This is a genomic window from Streptomyces diastatochromogenes (genome assembly GCF_002242805.1).
GTDB lineage: Bacteria > Actinomycetota > Actinomycetes > Streptomycetales > Streptomycetaceae > Streptomyces > Streptomyces diastatochromogenes.
Map to the genome: position 1 here is coordinate 119,512 of NZ_MCGQ01000041.1, position 26,683 is coordinate 146,194.

The 26,683-nt window shown below is 69.6% G+C and carries 19 protein-coding genes; 5 read left to right on the forward strand and 14 right to left on the reverse strand.

The genetic code is table 11. From position 1 onward, the window contains the following. Positions 1-11: 11 nt before the first annotated feature. Positions 12-1,229, forward strand: a complete 1,218-nt coding sequence (locus BEK98_RS37230; RefSeq protein WP_094221182.1) for a cytochrome P450 — start codon at positions 12-14, stop codon at positions 1,227-1,229. 85 nt (positions 1,230-1,314) lie between these two features. Continuing rightward, entirely contained in the window at positions 1,315-2,526 is a 1,212-nt protein-coding gene (locus BEK98_RS37235; RefSeq protein WP_244202132.1) for a PP2C family protein-serine/threonine phosphatase, read from the forward strand. A 5-nt stretch (positions 2,527-2,531) separates the two neighbouring features. On the opposite strand, the gene BEK98_RS37240 is transcribed toward BEK98_RS37235, so the two are convergent. After that, positions 2,532-5,435, reverse strand: coding sequence for a SpoIIE family protein phosphatase (locus tag BEK98_RS37240; RefSeq protein ID WP_244202133.1), 2,904 nt, complete (start codon positions 5,433-5,435; stop codon positions 2,532-2,534). Positions 5,436-5,876: 441 nt separating this feature from the next. Here BEK98_RS37240 and BEK98_RS37245 point away from each other — a divergent pair, with 441 nt between their 5' ends. Further along, positions 5,877-6,875 carry a DUF1259 domain-containing protein gene (locus BEK98_RS37245; RefSeq protein WP_094221183.1) on the forward strand — a complete coding sequence of 333 codons (999 nt, stop codon included), beginning with the start codon at positions 5,877-5,879 and terminating at the stop codon, positions 6,873-6,875. Continuing rightward, positions 6,875-8,080: a cytochrome P450 gene (locus tag BEK98_RS37250; protein ID WP_094221184.1), complete on the forward strand. Its 1,206-nt coding sequence runs from the start codon at positions 6,875-6,877 to the stop codon at positions 8,078-8,080. The genes BEK98_RS37245 and BEK98_RS37250 overlap by 1 nt, the downstream gene beginning before the upstream one ends. A 104-nt stretch (positions 8,081-8,184) precedes the next feature. Here BEK98_RS37250 and BEK98_RS37255 read toward each other — a convergent pair whose 3' ends face one another. After that, positions 8,185-8,664: a MarR family winged helix-turn-helix transcriptional regulator gene (locus tag BEK98_RS37255; protein WP_244202134.1), complete on the reverse strand. Its 480-nt coding sequence runs from the start codon at positions 8,662-8,664 to the stop codon at positions 8,185-8,187. A 103-nt stretch (positions 8,665-8,767) separates the two neighbouring features. Here BEK98_RS37255 and BEK98_RS37260 point away from each other — a divergent pair, with 103 nt between their 5' ends. Then, positions 8,768-9,151 carry a hypothetical protein gene (locus tag BEK98_RS37260; protein WP_094221185.1) on the forward strand — a complete coding sequence of 128 codons (384 nt, stop codon included), beginning with the start codon at positions 8,768-8,770 and terminating at the stop codon, positions 9,149-9,151. A gap of 343 nt (positions 9,152-9,494) precedes the next feature. Here BEK98_RS37260 and BEK98_RS37265 read toward each other — a convergent pair whose 3' ends face one another. The 12 genes from BEK98_RS37265 to BEK98_RS37330 form a co-directional block, all read right to left on the reverse strand. After that, positions 9,495-10,439, reverse strand: a complete 945-nt coding sequence (locus BEK98_RS37265) for a right-handed parallel beta-helix repeat-containing protein (RefSeq protein WP_143684209.1) — start codon at positions 10,437-10,439, stop codon at positions 9,495-9,497. 645 nt (positions 10,440-11,084) lie between these two features. Continuing rightward, a complete protein-coding gene (locus tag BEK98_RS37280) occupies positions 11,085-13,046 on the reverse strand; it encodes a TIGR03960 family B12-binding radical SAM protein (RefSeq protein ID WP_094221189.1) in 1,962 nt (653 codons plus the stop codon). Positions 13,047-13,119: 73 nt separating this feature from the next. Then, a complete protein-coding gene (locus tag BEK98_RS37285) occupies positions 13,120-14,619 on the reverse strand; it encodes a CYTH and CHAD domain-containing protein (protein ID WP_094221190.1) in 1,500 nt (499 codons plus the stop codon). Between the two features lie 135 nt (positions 14,620-14,754). After that, entirely contained in the window at positions 14,755-15,951 is a 1,197-nt protein-coding gene (rodA, locus tag BEK98_RS37290) for a rod shape-determining protein RodA (protein ID WP_094221191.1), read from the reverse strand. Next, complete coding sequence (gene mrdA, locus BEK98_RS37295) at positions 15,948-18,197, reverse strand: penicillin-binding protein 2 (protein WP_094221192.1); 2,250 nt, start codon at positions 18,195-18,197, stop codon at positions 15,948-15,950. Before mrdA ends, rodA begins: the two co-directional genes overlap by 4 nt. Before the next feature lie 80 nt (positions 18,198-18,277). Continuing rightward, positions 18,278-18,955, reverse strand: coding sequence for a rod shape-determining protein MreD (mreD, locus tag BEK98_RS37300; protein WP_094221193.1), 678 nt, complete (start codon positions 18,953-18,955; stop codon positions 18,278-18,280). Positions 18,956-18,971: 16 nt separating this feature from the next. Further along, positions 18,972-19,910, reverse strand: coding sequence for a rod shape-determining protein MreC (gene mreC, locus BEK98_RS37305; protein WP_094221194.1), 939 nt, complete (start codon positions 19,908-19,910; stop codon positions 18,972-18,974). A 163-nt stretch (positions 19,911-20,073) separates the two neighbouring features. Then, positions 20,074-21,093, reverse strand: coding sequence for a rod shape-determining protein (locus BEK98_RS37310; protein ID WP_031158632.1), 1,020 nt, complete (start codon positions 21,091-21,093; stop codon positions 20,074-20,076). 311 nt (positions 21,094-21,404) lie between these two features. Continuing rightward, the gene (ndk, locus tag BEK98_RS37315) at positions 21,405-21,818 is read right to left on the reverse strand and encodes a nucleoside-diphosphate kinase (RefSeq protein ID WP_094221195.1); all 414 of its coding nucleotides are present in this window, start codon (positions 21,816-21,818) and stop codon (positions 21,405-21,407) included. A gap of 63 nt (positions 21,819-21,881) precedes the next feature. Continuing rightward, a complete protein-coding gene (locus tag BEK98_RS37320) occupies positions 21,882-22,250 on the reverse strand; it encodes a DUF4233 domain-containing protein (protein ID WP_094221196.1) in 369 nt (122 codons plus the stop codon). A gap of 9 nt (positions 22,251-22,259) precedes the next feature. Beyond that, a complete protein-coding gene (gene folC / locus BEK98_RS37325) occupies positions 22,260-23,774 on the reverse strand; it encodes a bifunctional tetrahydrofolate synthase/dihydrofolate synthase (protein WP_094221197.1) in 1,515 nt (504 codons plus the stop codon). 221 nt (positions 23,775-23,995) lie between these two features. Further along, the gene (locus BEK98_RS37330) at positions 23,996-26,620 is read right to left on the reverse strand and encodes a valine--tRNA ligase (protein WP_094221198.1); all 2,625 of its coding nucleotides are present in this window, start codon (positions 26,618-26,620) and stop codon (positions 23,996-23,998) included. Positions 26,621-26,683 lie beyond the last annotated feature (63 nt).

The window sequence follows — 26,683 nt, forward strand, 5'->3', positions numbered from 1 at the left end:
GGGAGCGCGAGATGACCACGACCCAGAAGCCCGACACGCTGCTCCGGATCCTCGACTACTCCTCCCGGGCCGACCCGTACCCGCTGTACGCCGAGCTGCGCGAGACGCCGGTGGCTCTGCAGGAGGACGGCAGCTACGTCATCAGCACCTACCGCGAGCTCGCGGACATCCTGCACAACCCGCACCTGAGTTCCGACGTCCGCAATCTGTCGCATCCCATGGAGGCGTTCGAGAGATCCGGCACGCCGGCGTTCATCAACCTCGACCCGCCCGAGCACGACCGCCTGCGGCGCATGGCGATGCGTCACTTCGGCCCCCCGCACACCCCGGGGCTGGTGGCCGGCCTGGAACCCGACCTGACCGCCACCGTCGGCAGCCTCATCGACGACTTCGCGGGCAAGGAGCGGGTCGACATCGTCGACGACTTCGCCTACCCGTTCCCCGTCACCGTGATCTGCCACCTGCTCGGCGTGCCACGCGAGGACGAACCGAGGTTCCACCTGTGGGTGAACGACATCATCGAGTCGATCGACTACAACCCCAAGACCGACCCGAAGGAGAAACTGACGAACGGCCAGCAGGCCTCCCAGGACTTGCGCGAGTACCTCGGCGGGCTGGTGGAGCAACGCCACGGCCGGCCGGGTGACGACCTGCTGTCACGGCTGGCCAACGATGACGGGCCGGACGGGCGGATGACCGACGACGAGATCGTCGCCACCGCCAACCTGCTGCTGATCGCCGGCCACGAGACCACGGTCAACCTCATCACCAACGGCATGCTGACCCTGCTGCGCCACCCGCAGGTGCTGCGGCGACTGCGCGACGAACCGGGCCTGGTCGTCCCGCTGGTCGAGGAACTGCTGCGCTACGAGCCTCCCGTGCACATCATTCCGTGGCGGGCGGCGTACAGCGACATCACCGTCGCGGACACGGTCATCCCCAAGGGCGCGCGGATCCTGCTCATGCTGGCCTCGGGCAGCCGCGATCCGAACCGCTTCCCCGAGCCCGACCGCTTCGACCCCGATCGGCGTGACAACCAGCACCTCGGCTTCGGCAGCGGCATCCACCTGTGCTTCGGCGGCCCCATGGCCCGGCGGGAGACCCAGATCGCGCTGAACGAGCTGGTACGCCGCCTCGACCGACCCCGGCTGGTCGCCGACCCGCCGCCGTACCGGCGCAGCCCCGTTCTCCGCGGTCCGATCCATCTGCACATCGAGCAGGGAGCTTGATCATCCCCTGGAGCGGGCGCTCCCCGGGCAAGGAGTCCTGAAACGCGGAAGGTGGGTGGCGAACCGGGCCATGGGCACGGAGAGCATGGGCCGATCGGAGGATTTCGGCGAGCGGCTGCTCGGCCTGCTGCTGGACAGAGCGCGGCTGCTGCCGCCCCAGATGATCGCCCCGCTGGTCGCGGACGGGGTGGCCAGGATCGGCGGTCGTGACGTCTCCGTCCTGCTCCAGGACTACGCGCAGGAGCTGCTGGTGCCGCTGCCGGGCAGGAAACTGCACGTGGCCCAGCCAGAGCCGGTAGCCGACTCCCCCGCCGGGCGGGCCTTCCTGCGCGGGGACATCGTCGAGGTACCGCAGGCCCGCGGCGGCGTCCGGATATACCTGCCGCTGCTGGACGGCAGCGATCAGGTGGGCGTGATGGCCCTCACCCTGGACGCGCTCGGCGACGACGACCGGCGCCTGCTGCGCAGGCTCGCCAGCCTGGTCGCCGACATGCTGATCACCAAGAACGCCTATACCGACCAGTTCTTCCAGGCCCGGCGCCGGGAGCCGATGAGCGTGGCCGCGGAGATCCAGTGGAGCCTGCTGCCGCCGCTGACGATGTCCGTGCCTCAGGTCGAGGTGGCCGGCGCCCTGGAGCCCGTCTACCGCGTCGCCGGCGACAGCTTCGATTACGCCCTCAACGGCAACATCCTGCACATGGCCGTCATCGACGCCATGGGCCACGGCTTGGACGCCGCCACGATGGCGACCGTGGCCATCGGCGCCTACCGGCATGCCCGGCGCGTCTTCATCAGCCTGGACGAGAAGTACGCGTTCATGGACGATGCCATTTCCCGGCAGTTCGGGCCCGACCACTTCGTCACGGCGCAGCTGATGCACCTGAACATCGCCACCGGTGAGATGGAGCTGGTCAACGCGGGCCACCCCGCGCCGCTGCTGATCCGCGACGGCCGAGTCGTGCAGCAGCTGGAGAGCGCGACGACGCTGCCCATCGGCTTCGGCGGTGAACTGCCCCGAGTCAGGGAGCACGTGCTCCAGCGAGGCGACCGGGTGCTCTGCTACACCGATGGCATCATCGAGGAGCATGTCGCCGGCGGGGAGACGTTCGGCGAGGAACGCCTCATCCGGTGCGTCAACCGCCTGGGGGAAGAGCCGGCCGGCGGTGTGCGGGCGGATCTGCGCCGACTCTCCCACACGCTGAAGAGCGAACGGGGCGGGCGCACCACCGACGACGCCACCCTTTTCATGATCGAGTGGCACGGGGGCACCGCCGACCACCTCGCGACCCTCGACTGAGCGTCTCAAACTGAGGCAATGGGGAGGGGCTGTTCGGTCCAGATGGACTTGCCGGTGCGGGTGTGGCGGGTGCCCCAGCGCTGGCAGAGTGCGGAGATGAGCTGCAGGCCGCGGCCGCCCTCGTCGGTGGCGGAGGTGTGGCGGATGTGCGGCGTGGTCAGGCTGGCGTCGGAGACCTCGCAGATCAGTGCGCGGCTGCGGAGCATGCGCAGCCGGATGGGGCCGCAGGCGTGCCGGATGACGTTTCCGACCAGCTCGCTGACCAGGAGTTCGGTGGTCATGATCAGGTCCTCGTCGGCCAGGTGCCAGTCGGTGAGCTGGGTACGGACCAACTCACGGGCCCGGCCCGCCGCCACCGGGTCCTCAGGCAACGGCCACTCGGCGACGTTCTCCGCGTCCAGCGGGTGGGTGCGGGCCAGCAGCAGGGCGGCGTCGTCCACCAGCGCGCCGTGGGCGGGGAGGAGAGCGGAGGTGAGGATGGCGCAGAGGGCGTCCAGGTCGGACGCGTCCGCCGGTGAGGTCGGCATGGCGTTCACGGACTGGAAGAGGAGTTCGGCCAGGTGGTTCATGCCGGTGGTGATATCCCTGTCCTTGCTCTCCACCAGGCCGTCGCTGTAGAGGGCGAGCAGGCTGCCGGCGGGCAGGGGGATCTCGAGAGTTTCGAAGGGCGGAGCGGCCACTCCCAGTGGCGGGTCCGGGGTCATGGGCAGGAAGGTGACGGTGCCGTCGGGGTGGGCCACCGCCGGGGGTGGCTGACCGGCGCTGGCGTACGACAGACACCGGCTCACCGGGTCGTAGATGCCGTAGAGGCAGGTTGCGAAGGCGTCGTTGCCCAGCTCGCCGACGATGTCGTTGAGGTGGCCGAGGATTTCGTCGGGCGGCAGCTCCAGCTCCGAGAGGGTGCGGACGGCCGTGCGGAGCCTGCCCATGGTGGCGGCCTCGGCCATGCCGTGGCCCATGACGTCGCCGATCACGAGCGCCACCCGGGCCGCGGAGAGGGGGATCACGTCGTACCAGTCGCCGCCGACGTCGGCTCCCTGTTTGGCCGCCTGGTAGCGCGCCGCTGTCGTCACCTCGGGCAGCTTGGGCAGTGCCTGGGGCAGCAGGCTGCGCTGGAGGGTGCGGGCGCGGGTCGTCGCCTCGTCGTAGAGCCCGGCTCGCTCCAGGGCCTGCGCGATCAGTCCGCTGAGCGCGGTCAGCAGCGTTCGTTCGTCGTCGTCCAGTACCCGCGGTCGTCCGAAGGAGATCACCGCCGCGCCGATCTCGCGCCCCGACACCGCCAGCGGCAGAAAGGCCCACGCCTGCTTGTCGCTCTCCCGGACCAGGGTCTCGGTCCCCGGGTAGCCCTTCAGGAATTCCTCCGGGGAGGAGATACAGAGGGGGGTGCGGGTGTGCAGGGCGTCTCCCACCGGGTTCGTGGTGTCCCGCACCGACCAGTGCCCGTCCAGCAGTCGGGTGAAGCGCTCCGCATATCCCCGGGAGCCGACCACGGTCAGCCGGTCGCCGACGACGCCGAGCATGATGAGTCCGGTGGCTCCGAGGGGTGTCATCACGCCGTCGGCCACCGCCGCCATCACATCCTGGGCCGTGACAGCCTCGGCCAGCTCCCGCGTGATCCGCTGCACCAGGGCCGCCCGCTCCGCGGACGCCCGCTCCGCGGCGGCCCGCTCGGCCTCCCGCAGATGCCGCTCGGTGGTGTCGGTGATGTAGAGCGTGAGGCCTTCCGGCACCGGCACCAGCCGCAGGTGGTACCAGGACGTCCCGTCCGGCCCCGGTACGTCGAATCCGGCCGGCCGGCCCTCGGCCGCCGTCGCCCGGCACCGTTCCTCCAGCCCCGGCACGGCACGTACCGCGGGGATGTTCCAGAGCAGGGCTCCGGCCACATCTCCCGCGGCGCCGAGAAGCCGCTCGGCGGCCTGATTGAGGAATTCGATGCGCCAGTCCGTGTCCAGGGACACGAAGCCGTCGCTCATGTGGCGCAGCGCCCGCCCCACCGACTCGGCGGCGGCGTGCGTTTCGCTGCTGTCCCGGAGGGTACCGATCACCTCCACCGGCGCCCCGTCTTCGTCCGTGATCGTCCGGGCACGGGCCTCGATCCAGAGGTATGTGCCGTCCTGGCGCCGGACCCGGTACTCGTTCTGGAAGCCGCCGCGGAGCTGGATGCCCGTGTCGAAGCCGGCTACCGCCCCCGGCAGGTCGTCCGGGTGGATCAGCGCCGCCCACGCCTCGATGCCACCGCTCATCACCTCCGGATCGATGCCGGCCAGCACCTCCTCGACGGGCCGGTCGGAGGTCAGCTCGCCGGTGCGCAGGTCCCAGGTGTAGCTGACGGAGGGCACCCCTTCCACGTCCCACGGAGGGGCGGCCTCCCGCGGTCCTGTCCCGTTCTCCAGGGCGCGCAGCAGGGTGGGGGACGGATTGAGGATCCCGGACGGCCCGAGCCTTCCGGACATCCAGGCCGCCACCTCGTTCAGAAAGGCGCACTCCGCCGCACCGGGCTCGTCGCCCGGGGCGAAGAGGACGGAGAGCGCGCCGCGTCGCCGGCCACCGCCCGGAACGGGGACGGCCAGGTGACCGATGCCGGCGGGGAGTCGGGAAGGCCACAGGGCGGCGGGGTCCCGGCCGGGCACCGGGTCGGGCGGGGCCAGGTCGGGCCGCCAGGTGATGGTGTCGTTGCGGACGGCCCTGCTCGGCGGCGCCGTGCCCCGTGCCGGGATGATCAGCCAGGGCCGGGTCATCGACTCCGGCAGGCCACTGTCGGCGACCAGGTAGAGGATGCCGCTCATGCCACCGCCCGGGAGATGCACCATGCCGCCCAGGCCGTGCACCTCGGCCACCGCCTGCTGGAGCGCGGTCAGCAGCACCTCGACATCGCGCCGGTCCTCGTCCACGGCGTCGAGCAGCCGCATCCGTATGCAGTGTGTTTCCGAGGGCCGTGCGGTCCGTATGGTCCGCAAGCCCTGCGGTTGGTGCGGCGAATGGGGGGCACGGGGCACGGACGGGTCGGTGTTGTGCGCATCGGCGCCTCTGGTGTTCACCACTGTCGACTGTCGCCTCCGCTCACCCGCTGGGCTGCAAGTGATCGGATGTGGACCTGCGAGCGATCCACATCCGTCGAAACCATCTTAATCGGAATAACTTAGGCGATTTCATCTGCCCTGGGGAGCCCTTCTCATCGATCAACCGTATGTGGCGTCAGCTCACCCTCCGTCACCGCGAGCGGGCCCATCATCGGCATCGTTGAACCAGTGCGGACCACCCCCGGCATTAGCCCACCTGGACGGGTGGACTGTGCCGATCAGCCGTCCACGCGGTCTCTCATGCTTGCATCCTGCGTGGAGGCCGATGACATGACTGACGAGAGACAGCAAGACACCCGCTCCCGACTCACCTCGTCCCGGCGTCGTCTGCTGGCGGCGGCCACCCTGGCGCCCATAGCTGCCGGTGTGCCGGCCCGGGCCCACGCCCTGTCCGCCGGACCGACGAACCACGCCCTGGTCGCACCGGTGATGACCAAGCTGACGGACTGGGCGGACGTGGGCAGGTCTCTCGGCCGACCCGGTGACATGAAGCGGTTCATGTATCACACGGGCTTGCCACGCCGGGACCTCAAGGTCTACTCGCGCGGCATTCTGATCGACCCCGCGCTCGCCCTCGGTACGCACGTGTCCTTCGTCCGATACGCGGACCACAGCACGCTCCTGATGGGCGACGCCGTGGTCACCGAACGCGAACTGCAGCACTTCTGCGACGTCCTGCAGCAGCACGGGATCATGCAGACCGCCATCCACAAGCACCTGCTCGCCCACGAACCGGATGTCTGGTGGGTCCATCTGCACGCCCACGGCCACGATCCGGTCGCCGTCGCCCGCGGTCTGCGCGCCGCGTTCGACTGCACGGGTACCCCACCCGCCCAACCCGCCACCCCTGCGCGGCCGGTCGACCTGGACACCGCCGCCATCGACGCCGCCATGGGCGTCAAGGGAAGCGCTGACGGCAAGATCTACAAGTCCGTCTATGTCCGCCGCGAGACCGTCGCCGACGGCCACATGGCCCTGCCTCCGGGACTGGGCGCCACCACCTCCGTCAACTTCCAGCCGCTCGGCGGCGGACGGGCCGCCCTCAGCGGCGACCTGGTCATGATCGCCGGCGAGGTCCAGCCCGCCCTCACGGCCCTGCGACGCGGTGGGGTCGAACTCGTCGAGGTGCACCACCACAACCTCACCGACGAACCGCGCCTGTTCTTCGTCCACTACTGGGCTGTCGGCAATGCCGTCAGGCTCGCCAAGGCCGTTCGCCGGGCCGTGAACGTCACCAACGTCGTACCCATGCCTGGAGGATCCGGCTGATGACCGCGGACCACGAGACAGTCACCTGCCCGTTCGACTTCAGCGAAGCACTCGACTTCGACCCCGCGCTCGCGGACCTGATGCAGCGTCGTTCCCCCGCGCGCATCCGGCTTGCCTACGGCGATGCGGACGCCTGGCTGATCACCGGCTTCGACTCCGTCAAGCAGGTGACCACCGACCCACGGTTCAGCAGGGCGGGCATCATCGGTCACGACTACCCCCGGATGACGCCGGAGCCCATCGTCTCGCCGGAATCGATCAACGTGATGGACCCACCGCAGAGCAGCCGCGTCCGCCACCTGGCCTCGCAGGCCTTCACGCAGCAGCGGGTCGAGGGCATGCGGCAGCGGATCATCTGGCTCACGGACCGTCTGCTCGACGACATGGAGAACGCGGGACCGCCGGCGGATCTGGTCCAGCACCTCTCCAACAAGCTCCCCCAGCACACCCTCCTGGACCTCCTCGGTATCGAACGGGAGGAATGGCCCCGGGTCGAGGAGTCCCTGCAGCAACTGCTCGTCGTCGGCGCGGGCAACAAGGAGGCCGCCGCGACAGCCAAGGCCGATCTGACGGCCTACTTCGCCAAGCTCGTCGGACAGCGCCGGAACTCACCCGGCCCCGACCTCATCAGCGCGATGGCCGCGGCGCGGGAGGGCGAGGAACAGCTCGACGACAGGGAACTGGCGGTCATGGCACTGACGCTGGCGCTCAGCGGCCAGGACACGGCGACCTGCCAGATCAGCGACATCACCTACCTGCTCCTGACACGTCCCGAGCTGATGCAGCACCTCAGGCGCCGGCCCGAGACCGTGACCGACGTCGTGCACGAGATGCTCCGCTGCATCCCGTTCCGCAAAGGGGTCGGGATCCCCCGCGTGGCTCTCGAGGACGTGGAACTGGACGGTGCGCGGATCAAGGCGGGCGACTTCGTGCACGTGTCGTACCTGACGGCCAACCGTGACCCGGAGCGCTACCCGTCCCCGCACGACATCGACCTCGACCGCCCTGTCGCTCCGCACATGACCTTCGGCTGGGGCGGACACCGGTGCATCGCCATGCCGTTGGCCATGGCGGAGCTCGAAGTGGCCATCGGTCGCCTGGTGGAGAGGTTCCCCGGCCTGCGCCTCGCAGTGCCGCCGGAGGAACTGCGGTGGGACACGGAAACGATCAGGCGGTTCCCGCTGGAGCTGCCGGTGGCTTGGTAGGAAGGCCACTCAGAGGCCGAAGAGCCCCCTCCCCATCCGGGAGGGGGCTCAAGGCCACGCCGTCACCAGGGCTCAGTAGCGGCGTCCGGGAGGAGGCGTGAATCTCAGCGCTCACGTTCTTCTTCCACGGCCGCCTCATAGGCGCGCAGGGTGTCGACGAAAAGGCGCCGCTCCGCCGGGTCCAGCGGGGTGAGTACGCGGCGCCAGGCCTTGGCGCCCGGGGCGAGCCATGCGGCGATCGCGTCGTGCTGGTCGGGGGCGATGGCCACGATCCGGCGCCGCCGGTCCGACGGGTCCTCGCGCCGGTCCAGAATGCCCTTCCCGCTCAGGTCCCCGACCATCAGACTGACCGTGGTGGGCGCCACCTCCAGACGCGCGGCCAGTTCGTTGACCGTCATGGGGCCGTCGAACAACAGGCAGGACAGCAAGGAGAGGTGACGGGGCGCCAGCGACTGCGACTGGAGCACCGAAGGCACGGGAATGCGCTTCACCCGGCCGGCCATCCGCGGCATGAGCAACAGCAGCTCACGTACGGCGGCGTCCACGTCACCCGCCCCGGCCTCGCGCCGCATGGATCCGGCCATTACACACCCCCAGCATTTACCTTTGAGGGCAAAGATGCTTTGCTCACAAAGGCATCAGCAGTCGCTCCGCCCGCCACACGCGGACACGAACGGAGATTCCACCATGCCTCACTTCACCGTGCACATCAGCGAGGCCGCCCTGGACGAGACGGCCGAAGAAGGCCTGATCCGCAGACTCGCAGACGCGGTCGGATCCGTCTACGGCAAGCAGTTCAGCCGCCTGGTGGCAGTCGATCTCATCGGCATCCCCCAGCGTCGGCGCGGCATCGGTGGGAAACCGACCGACCACCTGGCCCCGAACATCACCCTGAGCCTGCGCGAGGCGGCCTACCGGCACCCCGACGTACCGAACGCACCCGCGCGCCTGATCACCGCGATCACCGACGCAGTGGCCGACGTGCTCGGCGAACAGACCCGCGAGCAGGTGACGGTCGGCCTGCTGTCCGTCCCTGAAGGACGGTCCGGCACCGGGGGCCGAGTCGCCTGACCACCCTTACCGAACGCCCCGCCAGCCTCGGTGCCCGGCGGGGGCGACCGCAGCGTTCTTGACCAGGCCGCGGCGTCCGAGAGGAGACCAACCGCGCCGACGGGCGAGGACTCAAAGCGCCCACCGCAGTCAGCGCGGCAGCCAACTCCTCCTCGCCCGCCTCAGTGCACGTGACCGCTCGAAGCAGGTGCCGGCGCCGCGTTCTTGACCGTCAGGGGCAGCAACTTCTTGCCCGTCGGGCCGATTTGGATGTGCGTGTCCATCTGCGGGCAGACCCGCCAACACAAGGACCGCGGCCCGCAGCCACCGGATCGGGCGGAAGCCGTGCACAAGTGATCGCTCGTCAGTTGGTGCAGCCGGAAATGGTGTTCTCGGGAGAACAGTTGTCCGGGGTGTTGTTGCGCACCAGGGTGCGGTCCAGCATCACTGTGCTACCGCTGTTGAAGATGCCGCCGCCGCTGCCGGGGCCACCGTTAGCGGTGTTGCCCACCACCGAGGAAAGGGTCAGTGTTGCCGCGTTGCGGTTGTAGATGCCGCCACCGAAATCTGCGGTGTTGCCCCTCACCGTGGTGCGGGTCATCGTCAGCGTGCCGTCGTTGAAGATGCCGCCACCGCCGGGGGAGGTGGCGGTGTTGCCGCTCACCGTGGAGTTGGTCAGCGTCAGCGAGCCGCCGTTGTAGATGCCGCCGCTGTCTGAGCTGGAGGTGTTGTTACGCACTGTACTGCGGGTCAGCCTCACCGTGCCGCGGTTGTCGATGCCGCCTGTGCTTGTCGCGGTGTTGCGCTGCACCGTGGAGTTGGTCAGCGTCAGCGTGCTGGTGCCGTCGTTGAAGATGCCGCCGCCGGTGAAGACGGAGGTGTTGTCGGTCACCGTGGAGCGGTCAAGTGTCGACGTGCTGCCGTTGATGTTGAGGACGCCGCTGCCGTTGAAGTTGCGGCCGTTGGTGATGGTGAAGGCCACCAGTCGCGCCTGGGCACCGCTGGTGACCGTCACCGTGGAACCGGTCTGGTTGCCATCGAGGATCGCGCCCTGGATGCCCGTCAGGGTCAGGTTCTTGTCGATGGTGAAGTTGCCGACGCAGGTCCCCCTCACCTGCAGTGTGCTCCCCGGCGAAGCGGCGTTGATTGCGGGCTGCAGGGCGCCGGGGTCGGCGTTGCAATTCACCGTGGTGTTCTGGGCAGCCGTTGCCGGGGCCGCCCCGGTCAGGCCGGCCGCCCCCGCCATCGTCGCCACAACCACTGCCGGCATCCCCCGGTGCCACACCGCCCGAGTTGCTCGCACGAGCATCTGTCATCTCCTGTCCATGTGCAGGGACACGCCCGGCGGCCCCGCCTCGCTGTCGTTCTCCTCCTGGGCGGCCCAAGCGCCCACGCTCGGAGAAACCTCCCCCTCGGGGCGGACCGAGCGCCGGAGGTGAGCCGGCACGCCCCCGAACGGCCGGAGACAATGACCGGCATGGCCCAGAGACAACCGCTGAGCGACCGCGCCGGCCACGACGTACCCCTTCTCTGACATCAAGCGTGCTGAACGCTCGGAGCGCGGCACAGACGCCGGCCGGGCCGGGCCCTCGCCGCGCTTGCGTGGCGCCTTGCTGAGGCGGAGCAAGTTGTAACTCAGTTGCGTTGAGGGGGGACGCCACAGCATCAAGCTCACGGACTCACACGCCACCGCACACCAACGAGCCCCCTCCCAGTCAGGAAAGGGGCTCGGGGCCATTTAGTCGCACTCAGTCCTGGAACGGGCCCTCAGACCCACTCCACCTCGGAAACGATGTGCGGGGCACTTCCGGGGCGCGGCAGCGGCGTCCCAAGGGACGCCAGCGGAGCCGACGCACGAGGACGTGAAGCGCCGACCGCGGCCAGCGCAGCGGCCACCTCGTCCTCGCTCACCCCCGCCAGCACCTCAACCACCCGATCGAGCGCCTCGCCCACCTCAGTGCACGTGCCCACTCGAAGCGGGTGCCGGCGCAGCATTCTTGACCGTCAGAGGCAGCAACTTCTTGCCCGTCGGGCCGATTTGGATGTGCGTGTCCATCTGCGGGCAGACCCCGCAGTCGAAGCACGGAGTCCAGCGGCAGTCCTCGACCTCCGTCTCGTCGAGGGCGTCCTGCCAGTCCTCCCAGAGCCAGTCCTTGTCCAGGCCGGAGTCGAGGTGGTCCCAGGGGAGGACCTCCTCGTACGTGCGCTCGCGGGTGGTGTACCAGTCGACGTCGACGCCGAAGGGGGGCAGCGCCTTGTCCGCGCAGGCCATCCAGCGGTCGTAGGAGAAGTGCTCGCGCCAGCCGTCGAAGCGGCCGCCGTCCTCGTAGACCGCGCGGATGACCGCGCCGATGCGGCGGTCGCCGCGGGAGAGCAGGCCCTCGACGATGCCGGGCTTGCCGTCGTGGTAGCGGAAGCCGATCGAGCGGCCGTACTTCTTGTCGCCGCGGATCTTGTCGCGGAGCTTCTCCAGGCGGGCGTCCGTCTCCTCGGCGGAGAGCTGGGGCGCCCACTGGAAGGGGGTGTGGGGCTTGGGGACGAAGCCGCCGATCGAGACCGTGCAGCGGATGTCGTTCGACCGGGAGACCTCGCGGCCCTTCTGGATCACGTGCATCGCCATGTCGGCGATCTGGAGGACGTCCTCGTCCGTCTCCGTCGGCAGGCCGCACATGAAGTACAGCTTCACCTGGCGCCAGCCGTTGCCGTAGGCGGTCGCGACGGTCCGGATCAGGTCCTCTTCCGAGACCATCTTGTTGATGACCTTGCGCATGCGCTCCGAGCCGCCCTCGGGGGCGAAGGTCAGGCCGGAGCGGCGGCCGTTGCGGGTCAGCTCGTTCGCCAGGTCGACGTTGAAGGCGTCCACGCGGGTGGAGGGGAGCGAGAGGCCGATCTTGTCTTCCTCGTAGCGGTCCGCCAGGCCCTTGGCGATGTCGCCGATCTCCGAGTGGTCCGCGGAGGACAGGGACAGCAGGCCGACCTCCTCGAAGCCGGTCGCCTTCAGACCCTTGTCGACCATCTCGCCGATGCCCGTGATCGAGCGCTCCCGCACCGGGCGCGTGATCATGCCCGCCTGGCAGAAGCGGCAGCCGCGGGTGCAGCCACGGAAGATCTCGACCGACATGCGCTCGTGGACCGTCTCGGCGAGCGGCACGAGGGGCTGCTTGGGGTACGGCCACTCGTCCAGGTCCATCACCGTGTGCTTGGAGACGCGCCACGGGACGCCGGACTTGTTGGGGACGACGCGGCCGATGCGGCCGTCGGCGAGGTACTCGACGTCGTAGAACGCCGGGATGTACACCGAGCCCGTCTTCGCGAGGCGGAAGAGGACCTCCTCGCGGCCGCCGGGGCGGCCCTCCGCCTTCCACTCGCGGATGATCTTCGTCATGTCCAGCACGGCCTGCTCGCCGTCGCCGATGATCGCCGCGTCGATGAAGTCCGCGATCGGCTCGGGGTTGAAGGCCGCGTGGCCGCCGGCCAGCACGATCGGGTCGTCCAGCCCCCGCTCGCGCGACTCCAGCGGGATGCCCGCCAGGTCCAGCGCCGTCAGCATGTTCGTGTAGCCCAGCTCCGTGGAGAAGGACAGGCCGAACACGTCGAAGGCCTTCACCGGGCGGTGGCTGTCCACCGTGAACTGCGGGACGGCGTGCTCCCGCATCAGGGCCTCCAGGTCCGGCCACACGCTGTAGGTGCGCTCGGCGAGGACGCCCTCCTGCTCGTTGAGCACCTCGTAGAGGATCATGACGCCCTGGTTGGGCAGACCGACCTCGTACGCGTCCGGGTACATGAGTGCCCAGCGGACGTCGCAGCTGTCCCACTCCTTGACGGTGGAGTTCAGCTCGCCGCCCACGTACTGGATCGGCTTCTGCACATGCGGGAGCAGAGCTTCGAGCTGTGGGAAGACCGACTCGACAGACATCGCGGGGATTACCTTCGTGAGCTGGCAGGGGTGACCATCAAGCGTAACCTGCCCGGAAGCCTTCCCCGTACGCTCAGACGGCCGCCCCGGCCGTGATCTCCTCCCACAGCCCCGGCAGCTCCGTCTCCACCGCCGCCGCGGCCGTCTCCTCCCTGCCGTACAGCAGGCCGTACGTGAACGCGCTCTCCCCGGCCGCGTGGGCCACCGCGGACAGCTCGCGCAGGGTCTGGCGGGCCATGACGCTGTCCTGGTGTTCGCCGAGCAGGCTGGTCAGGGACTTCATGGACTTGGCCAGGGAGCCGGCGGGGCCACCCAGGGCGGGGGTGGCCGCCTCGGCCGCGTACCGGGTGCGCTTGGCCTTCTTGCGGGCCTCGTGGATGGCGAGGTCGCGCTGCTCGCCGGGCGACTGGTCCAGGGCGTCGGTGACCAGGCGGGTCACCTTCGCGAGGTCCTTGCGTACGGCCTCGGCGATGACCTTCTCCGGCTTCCCCGCCGCCTTCTTCTTCAGCGGCGGGTCGGCGAGCAGGGCGTCCAGGGTGTCGAGCAGGGCCAGATAGCGGGCGGAGTCCAGGATCCCGATGAGATGGCTGCGGGCGCTGCCGTGCTTGGCGCTCGCCCAGGTGGTGAGCCGTTGGTGCACGGGTCCGGAGACCAGGGCGGGCGGGATGCCGTCGAGGACGGTGAGCAGGCGCTCGGCCAGCACCTCCTGGTCGCGGCCCACGCCCAGCTCGCCGGCCAGCCACTTCAGCTCGGCGGCGACCGGGTCGGCGATGGCCCGGTCGAGGACCGTGCCGAAGCTGCGGAAGGTGCTGCGCATCCGGCGGGTGGCCACCCGCATCTGGTGGACGGAGTCGGGTACGTCCCGGCGGACGCCCGGGTCGTAGCCGAGGATCGCCTCGCGCTGTTCGCGTACGTAGGCGAGGACGTGGTCGCCGGCGGTCACGGGCTTGGCGCGTCGTCCGGAGCCGGGCCGCCGGCCTCCGGTCTGCTCCAGTGCCCGGGCCAGCTTCGACGGGGCCTTCGAGGGCCGTACGCCCGCCTTGCGCAGACGTTTCTCCACCCGGTCGAGGAAGGCGGGGTCGCCGTCGTCCGCGAGCTCCACCTCGATCTCGGTCCACTGGGCGCTCCCGCCCTTGCCGGTGAGCCGCTCGGCGGTCACGGAGTCCACGCTCGCCTCGGCCAGCAGCGCGCCGTCGGCGTCCACGAGGTGGCGTACGTCGCGGGCGGAGCGGAGCCGGACGAGGGGGATCAGTTCGGCGCAGCGGACCCGGGAGCGGACCAGGGCGGCGATCTCGTCGGGGACGGTGTCGGAGAGGGGCGCTCTGATCTCGTCGCGGACGCCGGGGGCGACCGGGAACTTCAGGTGCCAGCCCGCGTCCGAGCCTCCGGTGCGGCGGCGCAGGGTGAGGGCGGCGGCGGCCAGGCGCTCGTCCGCGGTGTCGTAGTAGGTGGCGTCCAGTTCGACCAGGCCTTTGTCGAGGACGTCCGCCACCCCGCCGACGCCGGTCAGGTCGGGCAGCCCACTGTCGTCGGATTCGTACTTGCGCTCGATCTCGCGTTTCGCATCCGCCATGAATTGAATCTAGTGGCAGAACGGCCGGGAGGGCAGAGGCCATCCAGGGTGGATGGCGGGAAAACTCCCGTCATCCACCCGGTGAACAGTCCTGCATCCGCCCGGTGAACGCCCCCTACGCCCCGGCGAAAGCCCCTACGCCGACATCGGCCGCTGCACCTTGATCGACTGCAGCAGTCCGATCGCCACCCACACCGCGAACATCGACGATCCGCCGTACGACACGAACGGCAGGGGCAGGCCGGTGACCGGCATGATGCCGAGGGTCATGCCGATGTTCTCGAAGGCCTGGAAGGCGAACCAGGCGACGATGCCGGCGGCGACGATCGTGCCGTACAGCTCGGTCGAGTCGCGGGCGATGCGGCAGGCGCGCCACAGGATCACGCCGAGCAGGAGGATGATCAGACCGGCGCCGAGGAAGCCCAGTTCCTCCCCCGCGACCGTGAAGACGAAGTCCGTCTGCTGCTCGGGGACGAACTGGCCGGTGGTCTGCGAGCCGTGGAACAGGCCCGCGCCGGTCAGCCCGCCGGAGCCGATGGCGATGCGGGCCTGGTTGGTGTTGTAGCCGACGCCGGCCGGGTCGAGGTCGGGGTTGGCGAAGGCGGCGAAGCGGTTGATCTGGTACTCGTCCAGGATGTGCAGCTGCCAGATGGCGACGCAGCCGATCACGCCGGTGGTGAGCAGGCCGAAGATCCAGCGGTTGGAGGCGCCGGAGGCGAGGAGCACGCCCAGGATGATCGCCACCATGGCCAGGACCGTCCCGAGGTCGGGCATGAGCAGCACGATCAGGATCGGCACGGTGGCCAGGCCCAGCGACTGCAGGACCGTGCGGTGGTCGGGGTACGGCTTGTCACCGGCGTCGACCCGGGCCGCCAGTATCATCGCCATGCCCAGGATGATCGTGATCTTCACGAACTCGGCGGGCTGGAGCGAGAAGCCACCGCCGAAGACGATCCAGTTGCGGCTGCCGTTGATGGTGGCGCCGAGCGGGGTGAGCACCAGCAGCACCCCGAGCAGCGAGGTGCCGTAGAGGACCGGCACGGCGTTGCGCAGGGCCCGGTGGCCGAGCCAGAGCGTGCCGACCATCAGGGCGAGGCCGATGCCGAGGTTCATCAGGTGCCGGATCAGGAAGTAGTACGGGTCGCCCTGGTTGATCTCGGTGCGGTTGCGGGTCGCCGAGTACACCAGCAGGGAGCCGATCAGCGACAGCGCGGTGGCCGCGAACAGCATCGGCCAGTCGAGCCGGCGGGCCAGCGAGTCGCGGGCGAGGATCCTGGTCCAGCCGGCCCGCGCGGGGCCGTACCCCGAGACGGAGAAGCTGTTGCCGGTCATGTGGGCATCCTCCGGCTCCCCCTCCGGCGCGGCCGCCTGCGGGTGTTGCTGTTGCCCGTGCTGGGCGAGGGGCTGGTGGCGGGCTGCTGGGTGTCGTCGTTCGTGGGGTTGTCCTGCTGGGAGGCCTCGACGTCCTTCGCCGGGTCGCCGGTGACCTTGGGGGCGGCGATGGTGCCGTCCGTGCGGACCTTCGGCAGGCCCTTCTGGGGCTCGGGCAGCAGGGCCTTCTTGTTGTCGATCGAGCCGTCGCCCTGGACGCCGTAGAGCGCGCTGTAGATGTTGCGCACGGCCTCACCGGAGGAACCGGAACCCGTACCCGCCTGGGCGATCGTCATGATCACCGAGTAGTCCTTGGTGTACGTGGCCAGCCAGCCAGTGGTCTGCTTGCCGTAGACCTCCGCGGTACCCGTCTTGGCGTGCAGCGCGATCTTGTCCTGCGGCCAGCCGCCGAACTTCCAGGCGGCGGTACCGCGGGTGATGACGCCCGCGAAGGCGTCGTTCATGCCCTTGAGGGTGGCCTGGCTGACCGGCAGCTTCCCGGACTTCCTCGGCTTGATCGGCGTGACCGTCTTGCCGTCCGCGCTGATGACCGCCTTGCCGATGGTCGGGTGGTACATGGTGCCGCCGTTGGCGACGGCGCCGTAGATCACGGCCTCCTGGATCGGCGTGACGAGGGTGTCGCCCTGGCCGATGGAGTAGTTGATCTCGTCACCCTCGCGCATCTTGTTGCCTTCGAGGCAGTTCTCGTACGCGATCTTCTCGACGTAGGAGCCGTCCTTCTTGCCGGACTTGCACCAGGCGTCCTTGTTGGCCTTCCAGTAGTCGAGCTTCCACTGGCGGTCGGGGACGCGGCCGGTGACCTCGTTGGGCAGGTCGACGCCGGTCTCCTTGCCGAGGCCGAACTGGTGGGCGGTCTTGAAGAAGTAGTCCTTGGGCTGGCCCTTCTTGGGGTTGATGCCGCCGTCCTTCTTCCACTCCCGGTCGGCGAGGCCGTAGAAGACCGTGTCGCAGGAGACCTCCAGGGCGCGGCCGAGGGAGATGGGGCCGAAGCTCTCCCCCTCGAAGTTCTTGAAGACCTGGCCACCCACCGAGTAGGAACTGGTGCAGGGGTAACCGCCGTCCCACTCGTAGCCCGCCTGAACCGCGGCGGCCGTGGAGACCACCTTGAACGTCGAACCGGGCGCCGCCTGGCCCTGTATGGCCCTGTTGAGCAGCGGGTAGTCGCTGTCCTTGCCGGTGAGGGCCTTGTAGTCCTTGCCGGAGATGCCGCCGACCCACACGTTCGGGTCGTAGGTGGGGGCGGAGGCCATGGCGACGATCCGGCCGGTCTTGGCCTCCATCACCACGACGGCGCCGGAGTCGGCCTTGTAGTTCTCGCCGGTGATCTTGTCGAACTGCTGACGGGCCTTCTTCATGGCCTTGTCCAGCTCGTACTCGGCGACCCGCTGCACCCGGGAGTCGATGCTGGTGACCAGGTTGGAGCCGGACTCGGCGGCGTCCGACTTGGCCTTGCCGATGACCCGGCCGAGGTTGTCCACCTCGTACCGCGTCACGCCGGCCTTGCCGCGCAGCACCCTGTCGTACCGGCGTTCCAGGCCGGAGCGGCCGACCATGTCGGAGCGCAGGTAGGGCGAGTCGGTGTCCTTGGCCTTCTGGATCTCGTCGTCGGTGACCGGCGAGAGGTAGCCGAGGACCTGGGCGGTGTTGGACTTGCCGGGGCCCGCGTAGCGGCGCACGGCCTCCGGCTCGGCGGTGATGCCGGGGAAGTCCTCGGCGCGCTCGCGGATCTGCAGGGCCTGCTTGGGCGTTGCCTCGTCGGTGATCGGGATCGGCTGGTACGGCGAGCCGTTCCAGCAGGGCTGCGGGGTCTTGGCGTCGCACAGCCGGACCTTCTGGCTGACCTCCTCGGGCTTCATGCCGAGGACGCCGGCCAGCTTGGCGAGGACGGCCTTGCCGTCGTCCTTCTGCTTGAGCAGGTCGGTGCGGGAGGCGGAGACGACCAGGCGGGTCTCGTTGTCGGCGAGCGGCACGCCCCGGGCGTCCAGGATGTCGCCGCGCACGGCGGGGTCGACGACCTGCTGGACGTGGTTGCCGGAGGCCTCCTTCTGGTACTCGGCGCCCTCCCGGATCTGGAGGTACCACAGACGGCCGCCGAGCGTGCCGAGCAGGGAGAGGACGAGGATCTGGATCACGACCAGCCGGGTCTGGACCCGTGGGGTCCGTCCGGTCTCGGGAATATTGGTCACTGCGGCTGTCTCCCCCTCTCAGTGTGTGTCTGTGTCATATACGACGAAGCTGTGCGTGCCCCTGCGCAACTGCCGTGTGCTCACAGCCGCTTGACCCCCTTGATCCGGCCGACCCGGGTCGAGCGGGTGCGGGCCTTGGCCTTCAGGGAGCCGAGGCCGCCGCGCTGGCTGCCGATGCGCAGGCCGGTGCCGGAGGAGAGCCAGCCGGAGGAGATGTCGCCGGCCTTGGCGGCGGGGCTGGTCTCGGCGAGCGGGTCGTTGTCGGAGCGGCGGGCCAGCCACATGACCCCGGGGACCACGAAGGGCGCGAGCAGCAGGTCGTACAGGGCGGCCGAGAACAGCAGGCCGGTCAGGCCGACATGGCGGGCGGCGGTGTCGCCGACCAGGGCGCCGACGCCCGCGTACAGCAGGGTGGAGCCGACGGCGGCGGCGACCACGACCGCCATCGGGCCGGTCGCCGACCTCAGGCGGCCGTTCTCCGGCTTGATCAGTCCGGCGCCGTAGCCGATGACGCACAGCACCAGGGCGTAGCGGCCGGCCGCGTGGTCGGCCGGTGGGGCGAGGTCGGCGAGCAGGCCGGCGCCGAAGCCGACGAGGGCGCCGCCCACATGGCCGTACACCATGGCGAGGCCCAGGACGGTGAGCAGCAGCAGGTCCGGGACGGCGCCCGGCAGGTGCAGGCGGGCGAGGACGCTGACCTGGATCACCAGGGCGACGACGACCAGTGCGCTGGAGAGCAGGATCCGGTTGACACGCATGGGTAAAACTCAGCTCCTACTGCTGCTGGCCGTCTGCGGGTGCGTCCGCCGAGGGGGTGACCGTGACGGTCACCGTCGGCGTCGGGGTCGGCTTGGGCTTGGCCGGCAGGACCTCGTCGCGCGGGTCCTTCTTCGGGGCCTCGACGACCACGCCGACGACGTCGAGTTGGGTGAAGCTGACGTACGGCGTGACGTAGAGCGTGCGGGTGAGGCCCCCGCCGGAGGGGTCGACGCGGGAGACCACACCGACCGGCACGCCCGGCACGAAGGGCTTGTCGGCCTGGGAGCCGAAGGTGACGAGCCGGTCGCCCTTCTTCACCTCGGCCTTGCCGTTGAGGAGTTCCACGCGCAGCGGACGGTCGCCCTGCCCGGAGGCGAAGCCGAGTTCGTCGCTGCCCTCCATGCGGGTGCCGACGGTGAAGTCGGGGTCGTTGGCGAGGAGCACGGTGGAGGTGTCCGGGCCGACGGTGGTGACCCGGCCGACCAGGCCGTCCCCGTTGAGGACGGTCATGTCCCGCTTGATGCCGTCGTTCGCGCCCACGTCGACGGTGATGGTCCAGGAAAAGCCCTGCGCGGACCCTATGGCGATGACCTGGGCGCCCTTGATGCCGTACTGGCCCTCGCCGGCGATCTTCAGCATCTTGTCGAGCTGCTTGAGGCGGCTGCGGTTGCGGTCGTCGCTGCCGAGCTTCGCCTTGAGGGCCGCGTTCTCCTTCTCCAGCGCGGCGAGCCGGTCGTGGCGGCTGCCGGAGTCACGGACGGCGGAGACGGCGTCGCCGACGGGGTCGACCGCCGAGGACAGCCCGTTCTCGATCGGGCCGAACACCGTGGCCGCGGCCTGCCGGGCACCGTCGACCGGCGAGTTCCGGCCTCCGCGGATGTCCACCGTGATCAACGCGAACGCGATGGCGATCAGCAGGACCAGGAGCAGCCGGCTCTCTTTCGTGTCCCTCACGTGCGGCGGCCGTGCCCTTCCTCAGTAGGAATTCGGGAACCCCTCAAGGCGCCACTGGCGAAGCGCAAACCCAAGGGGTCCATTTGTGGGAGCTTATGCCTCTATGCCAACGATCCGCCGTACGAGAGGAGATCATCTCGTACGGCGGAATCGAAGAGTTACGTCATCTGCGCGGCTGGGCGTCCAGGACCTGCTGGAGCGCCTCGAACTCCTCGACGCACTTGCCGGAGCCGAGCGCCACGCTGTCCAGCGGGTCCTCGGCGATGTGGATCGGCATGCCGGTCTCCCGGCGCAGCCGCTCGTCCAGGCCGCGCAGCAGCGCTCCGCCGCCGGTCAGAACGATTCCCCTGTCCATGATGTCGCCGGACAGCTCCGGCGGGCACTTGTCGAGGGTCGTCTTGACCGCGTCGACGATCGCGTTGACCGGCTCCTCGATCGCCTTGCGGACCTCGGCGGCCGAGATGACGACGGTCTTCGGCAGCCCGGAGACCAGGTCCCGGCCGCGGACCTCGGTGTGCTCGTCGGCGTCGAGGTCGTACGCCGAGCCGATCGTGATCTTGATCTGCTCGGCCGTCCGCTCCCCCAGCAGAAGGCTGTACTCCTTCTTGATGTACTGGATGATCGCGTTGTCCAGCTCGTCGCCCGCGACGCGGATGGACTGGGCGGTGACGATGCCGCCGAGCGAGATGACGGCGACCTCCGTGGTGCCGCCGCCGATGTCCACCACCATGTTGCCGGTGGCCTCGTGGACCGGCAGACCGGAGCCGATGGCGGCGGCCATGGGCTCCTCGATGATGTGCACCTGGCGGGCGCCGGCCTGGGAGGACGCCTCGATGACCGCGCGGCGCTCGACGCCCGTGATGCCCGAGGGCACACAGACGACGACCCGCGGCCGGGCGAGATACCGCCGCTTGTGGATCTTCAGGATGAAGTAGCGGAGCATCCGCTCGGTGATCTCGAAGTCGGCGATGACGCCGTCCTTGAGCGGACGCACCGCGACGATGTTGCCCGGCGTCCGGCCGATCATCTTCTTCGCCTCGGCACCGACCGCGAGGATGCCACCGGTGTTGGTGTTGATCGCGACGACGGACGGCTCGTTGAGCACGATTCCGCGACCCCTGACGTACACCAGCGTGTTGGCGGTCCCGAGGTCGACAGCCATGTCACGGCCGATGAACGACATTGAGTTCCCCATCCGGATTCATCTGGCCTTCCCGGGCTTTTGAGGGCATATCAGGTCGGCGAGGCGGGTGCTGTGACGTGAAGGCTTCCATCGTAAACGCGCCTGCACGAACACTGCGCGAGGGTCTTCGCCATTGTCATCAGATGGCGCGTCGCCTCGCTTGTGGAGACGGGCCATCGGGGGCACACGTTCCCCCGATCGGCAACGCATATGCCAAAGGACGGCCGAAAACGTACGGCCGCCCTGGTCAGGCCTCCAAGTGGAGCTGACGCCCCCTCAGAAAAATTCGCGGAAAATCCGCCGGATGGCGCTCAGGCGTGCCGCGGGAAGAAGATCTTCACCTCGCGCTCGGCGGACTCCTCCGAGTCCGAGGCGTGGATCAGGTTCTCGCGGACGATCACGCCGAAGTCGCCCCGGATGGAGCCGGGCGCGGCGGCGATCGGGTCGGTCGGGCCGGCCAGCGCACGCAGGCCCTCGATGACCCGCTCACCCTCGACGATCAGCGCCACGACCGGGCCGGAGGCCATGAACTCCACCAGCGGCTCGTAGAAGGGCTTGCCCTTGTGCTCGCCGTAGTGCTGCTCCAGCGTGTCCTGGTCCAGGGTGCGCAGCTCCAGCGCCGTGATCCGCCAGCCGGCCTTGCGCTCGATACGGCTGATGATCTCGCCGGTCAGGCCGCGACGGACGGCGTCGGGCTTGAGCAGGACGAGGGTGCGCTGGGTCACGGGGGGCTCCTTACGACTGACGTGTGCGGTGGGACGAGGTTACAGGGCGTGTCCGTGTTGCTGTCACGCAGCGTCAGGTGTAGTGGGGGACGACGTGGACTCGGTCCGCGCCGCGAAACGGGCCTTGGCCTCGTCGACCTTTCTGCCGTAGTGCACCGACGCCCACCACAGCGCCGCGAAGACCGCGCCCATGAAGTACATCGTCGGGACGAAGACACCGGAGGCGACCAGGGCGAGCTGCAGGGCCCAGCCGAGGGCGACACCGCCCGGCCTGGTCACCATGCCGCACAGCAGCACGCACAGGACCATGGCGATACCGCTGACCAGCCACACCGTCGTCGTGGACAGGTCCGGGTCCTTCATGGCCACGAGCCCGGCGAACCCGATGATGAAGAACTCGCCGATCAGCGTCGACGAACAGAGCGTACGCACTACGGAACCTCAGCCCTTCCCCAGCAGCAGGCGGGCCTCGCCCACCGTGATGACCGAGCCGGTGACCAGCACCCCGCCGCCCGCGAACTCGCCCTCCTCCTCGGCCAGCGTGATCGCGGCCTCCAGCGCCTCGGGCAGCCGCGGCTCGACCTGGACCCGGTCCTCGCCGAACACCTCGACGGCGATCGCGGCCAGCTCGTCCGCGTCCATGGCGCGGTGCGTGGAGTTCTGCGTGACCACGACCTCGGCGAAGATCGGCTCGAACGCCTCCAGCAGCCCCCGTACGTTCTTGTCCGCGCTCGCCCCGACCACACCGATCAGCCGGCTGAAGTCGAACGCCTCGCGCACGGCCTCTGCGGTGACCTCGGCGCCCGCCGGGTTGTGGGCGGCATCCAGGACGATGGTCGGAGACCGCCGTACGACCTCCAGCCGGCCCGGCGAGGACACGGCCGCGAAGGCCTTGCGCACGGTGTCGATGTCCAGCGACTCCGCGCGCAGCGCGCCGACGCCGAAGAACGCCTCCACGGCCGCGAGCGCCACGGCCGCGTTGTGCGCCTGGTGGGCGCCGTGCAGGGGCAGGTACACCTCGGGGTACTCACCGCCCAGACCGCGCAGGGTGACCAGCTGCCCGCCGACCGCGACCTGCCGGGCCACGACGCCGAACTCCAGCCCCTCCCGGGCCACCGTCGCGTCCACCTCGACGGCCTTCTTCAGCAGCACCTGCGCCGCGTCCACCGGCTGCTGCGCCAGGATCACCGTCGCGTCCTGCTTGATGATGCCGCCCTTCTCACCGGCGATCTCGCCCGGCGTCGCGCCGAGCCGGTCGGTGTGATCGAGCGAGATCGGGGTGATCACCGCGACATCGCCGTCGATCACGTTCGTCGCGTCCCAGCTGCCGCCCATGCCGACCTCGACGACGGCGACGTCGACGGGGGCGTCCGCGAAGGCGGCGTACGCCATGCCGGTGAGCACCTCGAAGAACGACAGCCGGAACTCCTGCAGGCCGTCCACCATCTCGATGTACGGCTTGATGTCCTGGTACGTCTCGATGAACCGCTCGGCGGAGATCGGGGCGCCGTCCAGGCTGATCCGCTCGGTGATCGACTGCACGTGCGGGCTGGTGTACCGGCCGGTGCGCAGCTCGAAGGCGCCGAGCAGGGCCTCGATCATGCGGGCGGTGGAGGTCTTGCCGTTCGTGCCCGTGATGTGGATCGAGGGGTACGACCGCTGCGGCTCGCCCAGCACGTCCATCAGCGCGGCGATACGGCTGACGGAGGGCTCCAGCTTGGTCTCGCCCCAGCGGCCGGCCAGCTCCGTCTCGACCTCACGCAGGGCCTTGTCGACCTCGGGGTCCTCCGGCCGCCCGGGCACGTCGGCCTGCGACGGGCCCCCCTGGGTGCGCAGGGTGCGGCTGCCGGCCTCGATCACCGCGAGGTCGGGGTCGCGGTCGGTCTCCTCGGCGATGAGTTCTTCGAAGGCGTCGAGGGGGTCGGGCTGGTCGTTTTCGTGCGGGAGGTCGCTCACAGGGCCAGTCTACGGAGCGGGCGGTGGCTTCGCGGCGCCGGTATGGGGTGGCTTGTCTTGTCGACCGGCTGCGGGTGCGTGGGGGCTGGTCGCGCCCACGCGGCGGAGCCGCATGTCGACACAGTCCCGCGCCCTGGGGAGTTGCAGCCCCGTCGGGCCCCGGGTACGCGAAGGCCCCCGGAACCTCGCAGTTCCGGGGGCCTTCAGGGCCGTACGAAGGCTTACGCCTGCGGCAACCGCTCCAGCTGGGCCTGGATGCGGGCGATGTCCTCGTCCGCCTTGGCAAGGCGCCCGCGGATCTTGTCGACCACCTGGTCCGGGGCCTTCGCCAGGAACGCCTCGTTGCCGAGCTTGGCGTTGGCCTGGGCCTTCTCCTTCTCCGCGGCGGCCAGATCCTTCGCGAGCCGCTTGCGCTCCGCGGCCACGTCGATCGTGCCGGAGAGGTCGAGGGCGACCTCGGCACCCGCGACCGGCAGCGTGGCCGTGGCCGTGAAGGACTCGCCCTCCGGCTGGAGGCGCAGCAGCTGACGGATGGCGGCCTCGTGCGGGGCCAGCGCCGTACCGTCCAGCGTCAGGCGGGCCGGAACCCGCTGGCCCGGCTGCAGACCCTGGTCGGCGCGGAAGCGGCGGACCTCGGTGATGACCGACTGGAGCGACTCGATCTCGCCCTCGGCGGCCGCGTCACGGAAGCCGCTGTCGGTCGGCCACTCGGCGATGACGACCGACTCGCCGCCGGTCAGCGTCGTCCAGAGGGTCTCCGTCACGAACGGGACGATCGGGTGCAGCAGCTTGAGGGTGACGTCGAGGACCTCGCCGAGGACCCGCTTCGACACCTCGGCCGCCGCGCCGCCCGCCTGGAACGTCGTCTTGGACAGCTCGACGTACCAGTCGAAGACCTCGTCCCACGCGAAGTGGAAGAGGGCGTCGGACAGCTTGGCGAACTGGAAGTCGTCGTAGAGCGCGTCGACTTCGGAGATGACGGAGTTGAGGCGGGAGAGGATCCAGCGGTCCGTCGCCGACATGGCGGAGGCGTCCGGCAGCGGGCCGTCCACCGTCGCGCCGTTCATCAGCGCGAAGCGCGTCGCGTTCCAGATCTTGTTGGCGAAGTTGCGGGAGCCCTGGACCCAGTCCTCACCGATCGGGACGTCGACACCCGGGTTGGCGCCACGGGCGAGGGTGAAGCGCAGGGCGTCGCTGCCGTACTTGTCCATCCAGTCCAGCGGGTTGACCGCGTTGCCGAAGGACTTCGACATCTTCTTGCCGAACTGGTCGCGGACCATGCCGTGCAGGGCGATGGTGTGGAACGGCGGGGTGCCGTCCATCGCGTACAGGCCGAACATCATCATCCGGGCGACCCAGAAGAAGAGGATGTCGTAGCCGGTGACCAGGACGGAGTTCGGGTAGAACTTCGCGAGCGACTCGGTCTGCTCGGGCCAGCCCAGGGTGGAGAAGGGCCACAGGCCGGAGGAGAACCAGGTGTCGAGGACGTCGGTGTCCTGGTGCCAGCCCTCGCCGGTGGGCGGCTCCTCGTCCGGGCCGACGCAGACGACTTCACCGTTCGGCCCGTACCAGACGGGAATCCGGTGACCCCACCACAACTGCCGCGAGATGCACCAGTCGTGGAGGTTGTCGACCCAGTCGAAGTAGCGCTTCTCCATCTCCTGGGGGTGGATCTTGACCTTGCCGTCGCGGACCGCGTCACCGGCAGCCTTCGCCAGCGGGCCGACCTTGACCCACCACTGCATGGACAGGCGGGGCTCGATGGTGGTCTTGCAGCGCGAGCAGTGGCCGACGCTGTGGACGTACGGCCGCTTCTCGGCGACGATCCGGCCCTCGGCGCGCAGGGCGGCGACGATCGCCGAGCGGGCCTCAAGGCGGTCCAGGCCCTGGAAGGGGCCGTGGGCGGTGATGACGGCGTGCTCGTCCATCACGGTGAGGGACGGCAGGTTGTGCCGCTGGCCGATCTCGAAGTCGTTCGGGTCGTGGGCCGGGGTGACCTTGACGGCGCCGGTGCCGAACGCGGGGTCGACGTGCGTGTCCGCGACGACCGGGATGGAGCGGTCGGTCAGCGGGAGCCTGATGAGCTTGCCGACGAGGTGCTTGTACCGCTCGTCGTCGGGGTGAACGGCGACGGCGGTGTCACCGAGCATGGTCTCGGCACGGGTGGTGGCGACGACGATGGTGTCGTCCCCCTCGCCGTACTTCATGGAGACCAGCTCGCCGTCGTCGTCCTGGTACTCGACCTCGATGTCCGAGATCGCCGTCAGACAGCGGGGGCACCAGTTGATGATGCGCTCGGCGCGGTAGATCAGCTCGTCGTCGTAGAGCCGCTTGAAGATGGTCTGGACGGCCTGGGACAGGCCCTCGTCCATCGTGAACCGCTCACGGGACCAGGCGACGCCGTCGCCGAGGCGGCGCATCTGGCCGCTGATCTGGCCGCCGGACTCGCCCTTCCACTGCCAGACACGCTCGACGAAGGCCTCACGGCCGAGGTCGTGGCGGGACTTGCCCTCCTTGCCCAGCTCGCGCTCGACGACGTTCTGCGTCGCGATACCGGCGTGGTCCATGCCCGGCTGCCACAGGGTCTCGTAGCCCTGCATGCGCTTACGGCGGGTCAGGGCGTCGATGAGGGTGTGCTCGAAGGCGTGGCCCAGGTGGAGGCTGCCGGTGACGTTCGGCGGCGGGATGACGATCGTGTACGGCGGCTTGTCGCTCTTCGCGTCCGCCTCGAAGTAACCCCGCTCTACCCAGCGCTCGTACAGCGGCCCCTCTACATCGGCCGGCGCGTACTGGGTCGGCAGTTCGGTGTCGGGCGCGGGTGGCTGCTGCTGAGCGTTCTCGGTCACGGGGGTCAGTTTAGAGGTGTCACGGCGTGGTCCCGAAACGCGTTTGTTGTGTAACGGTGCGGC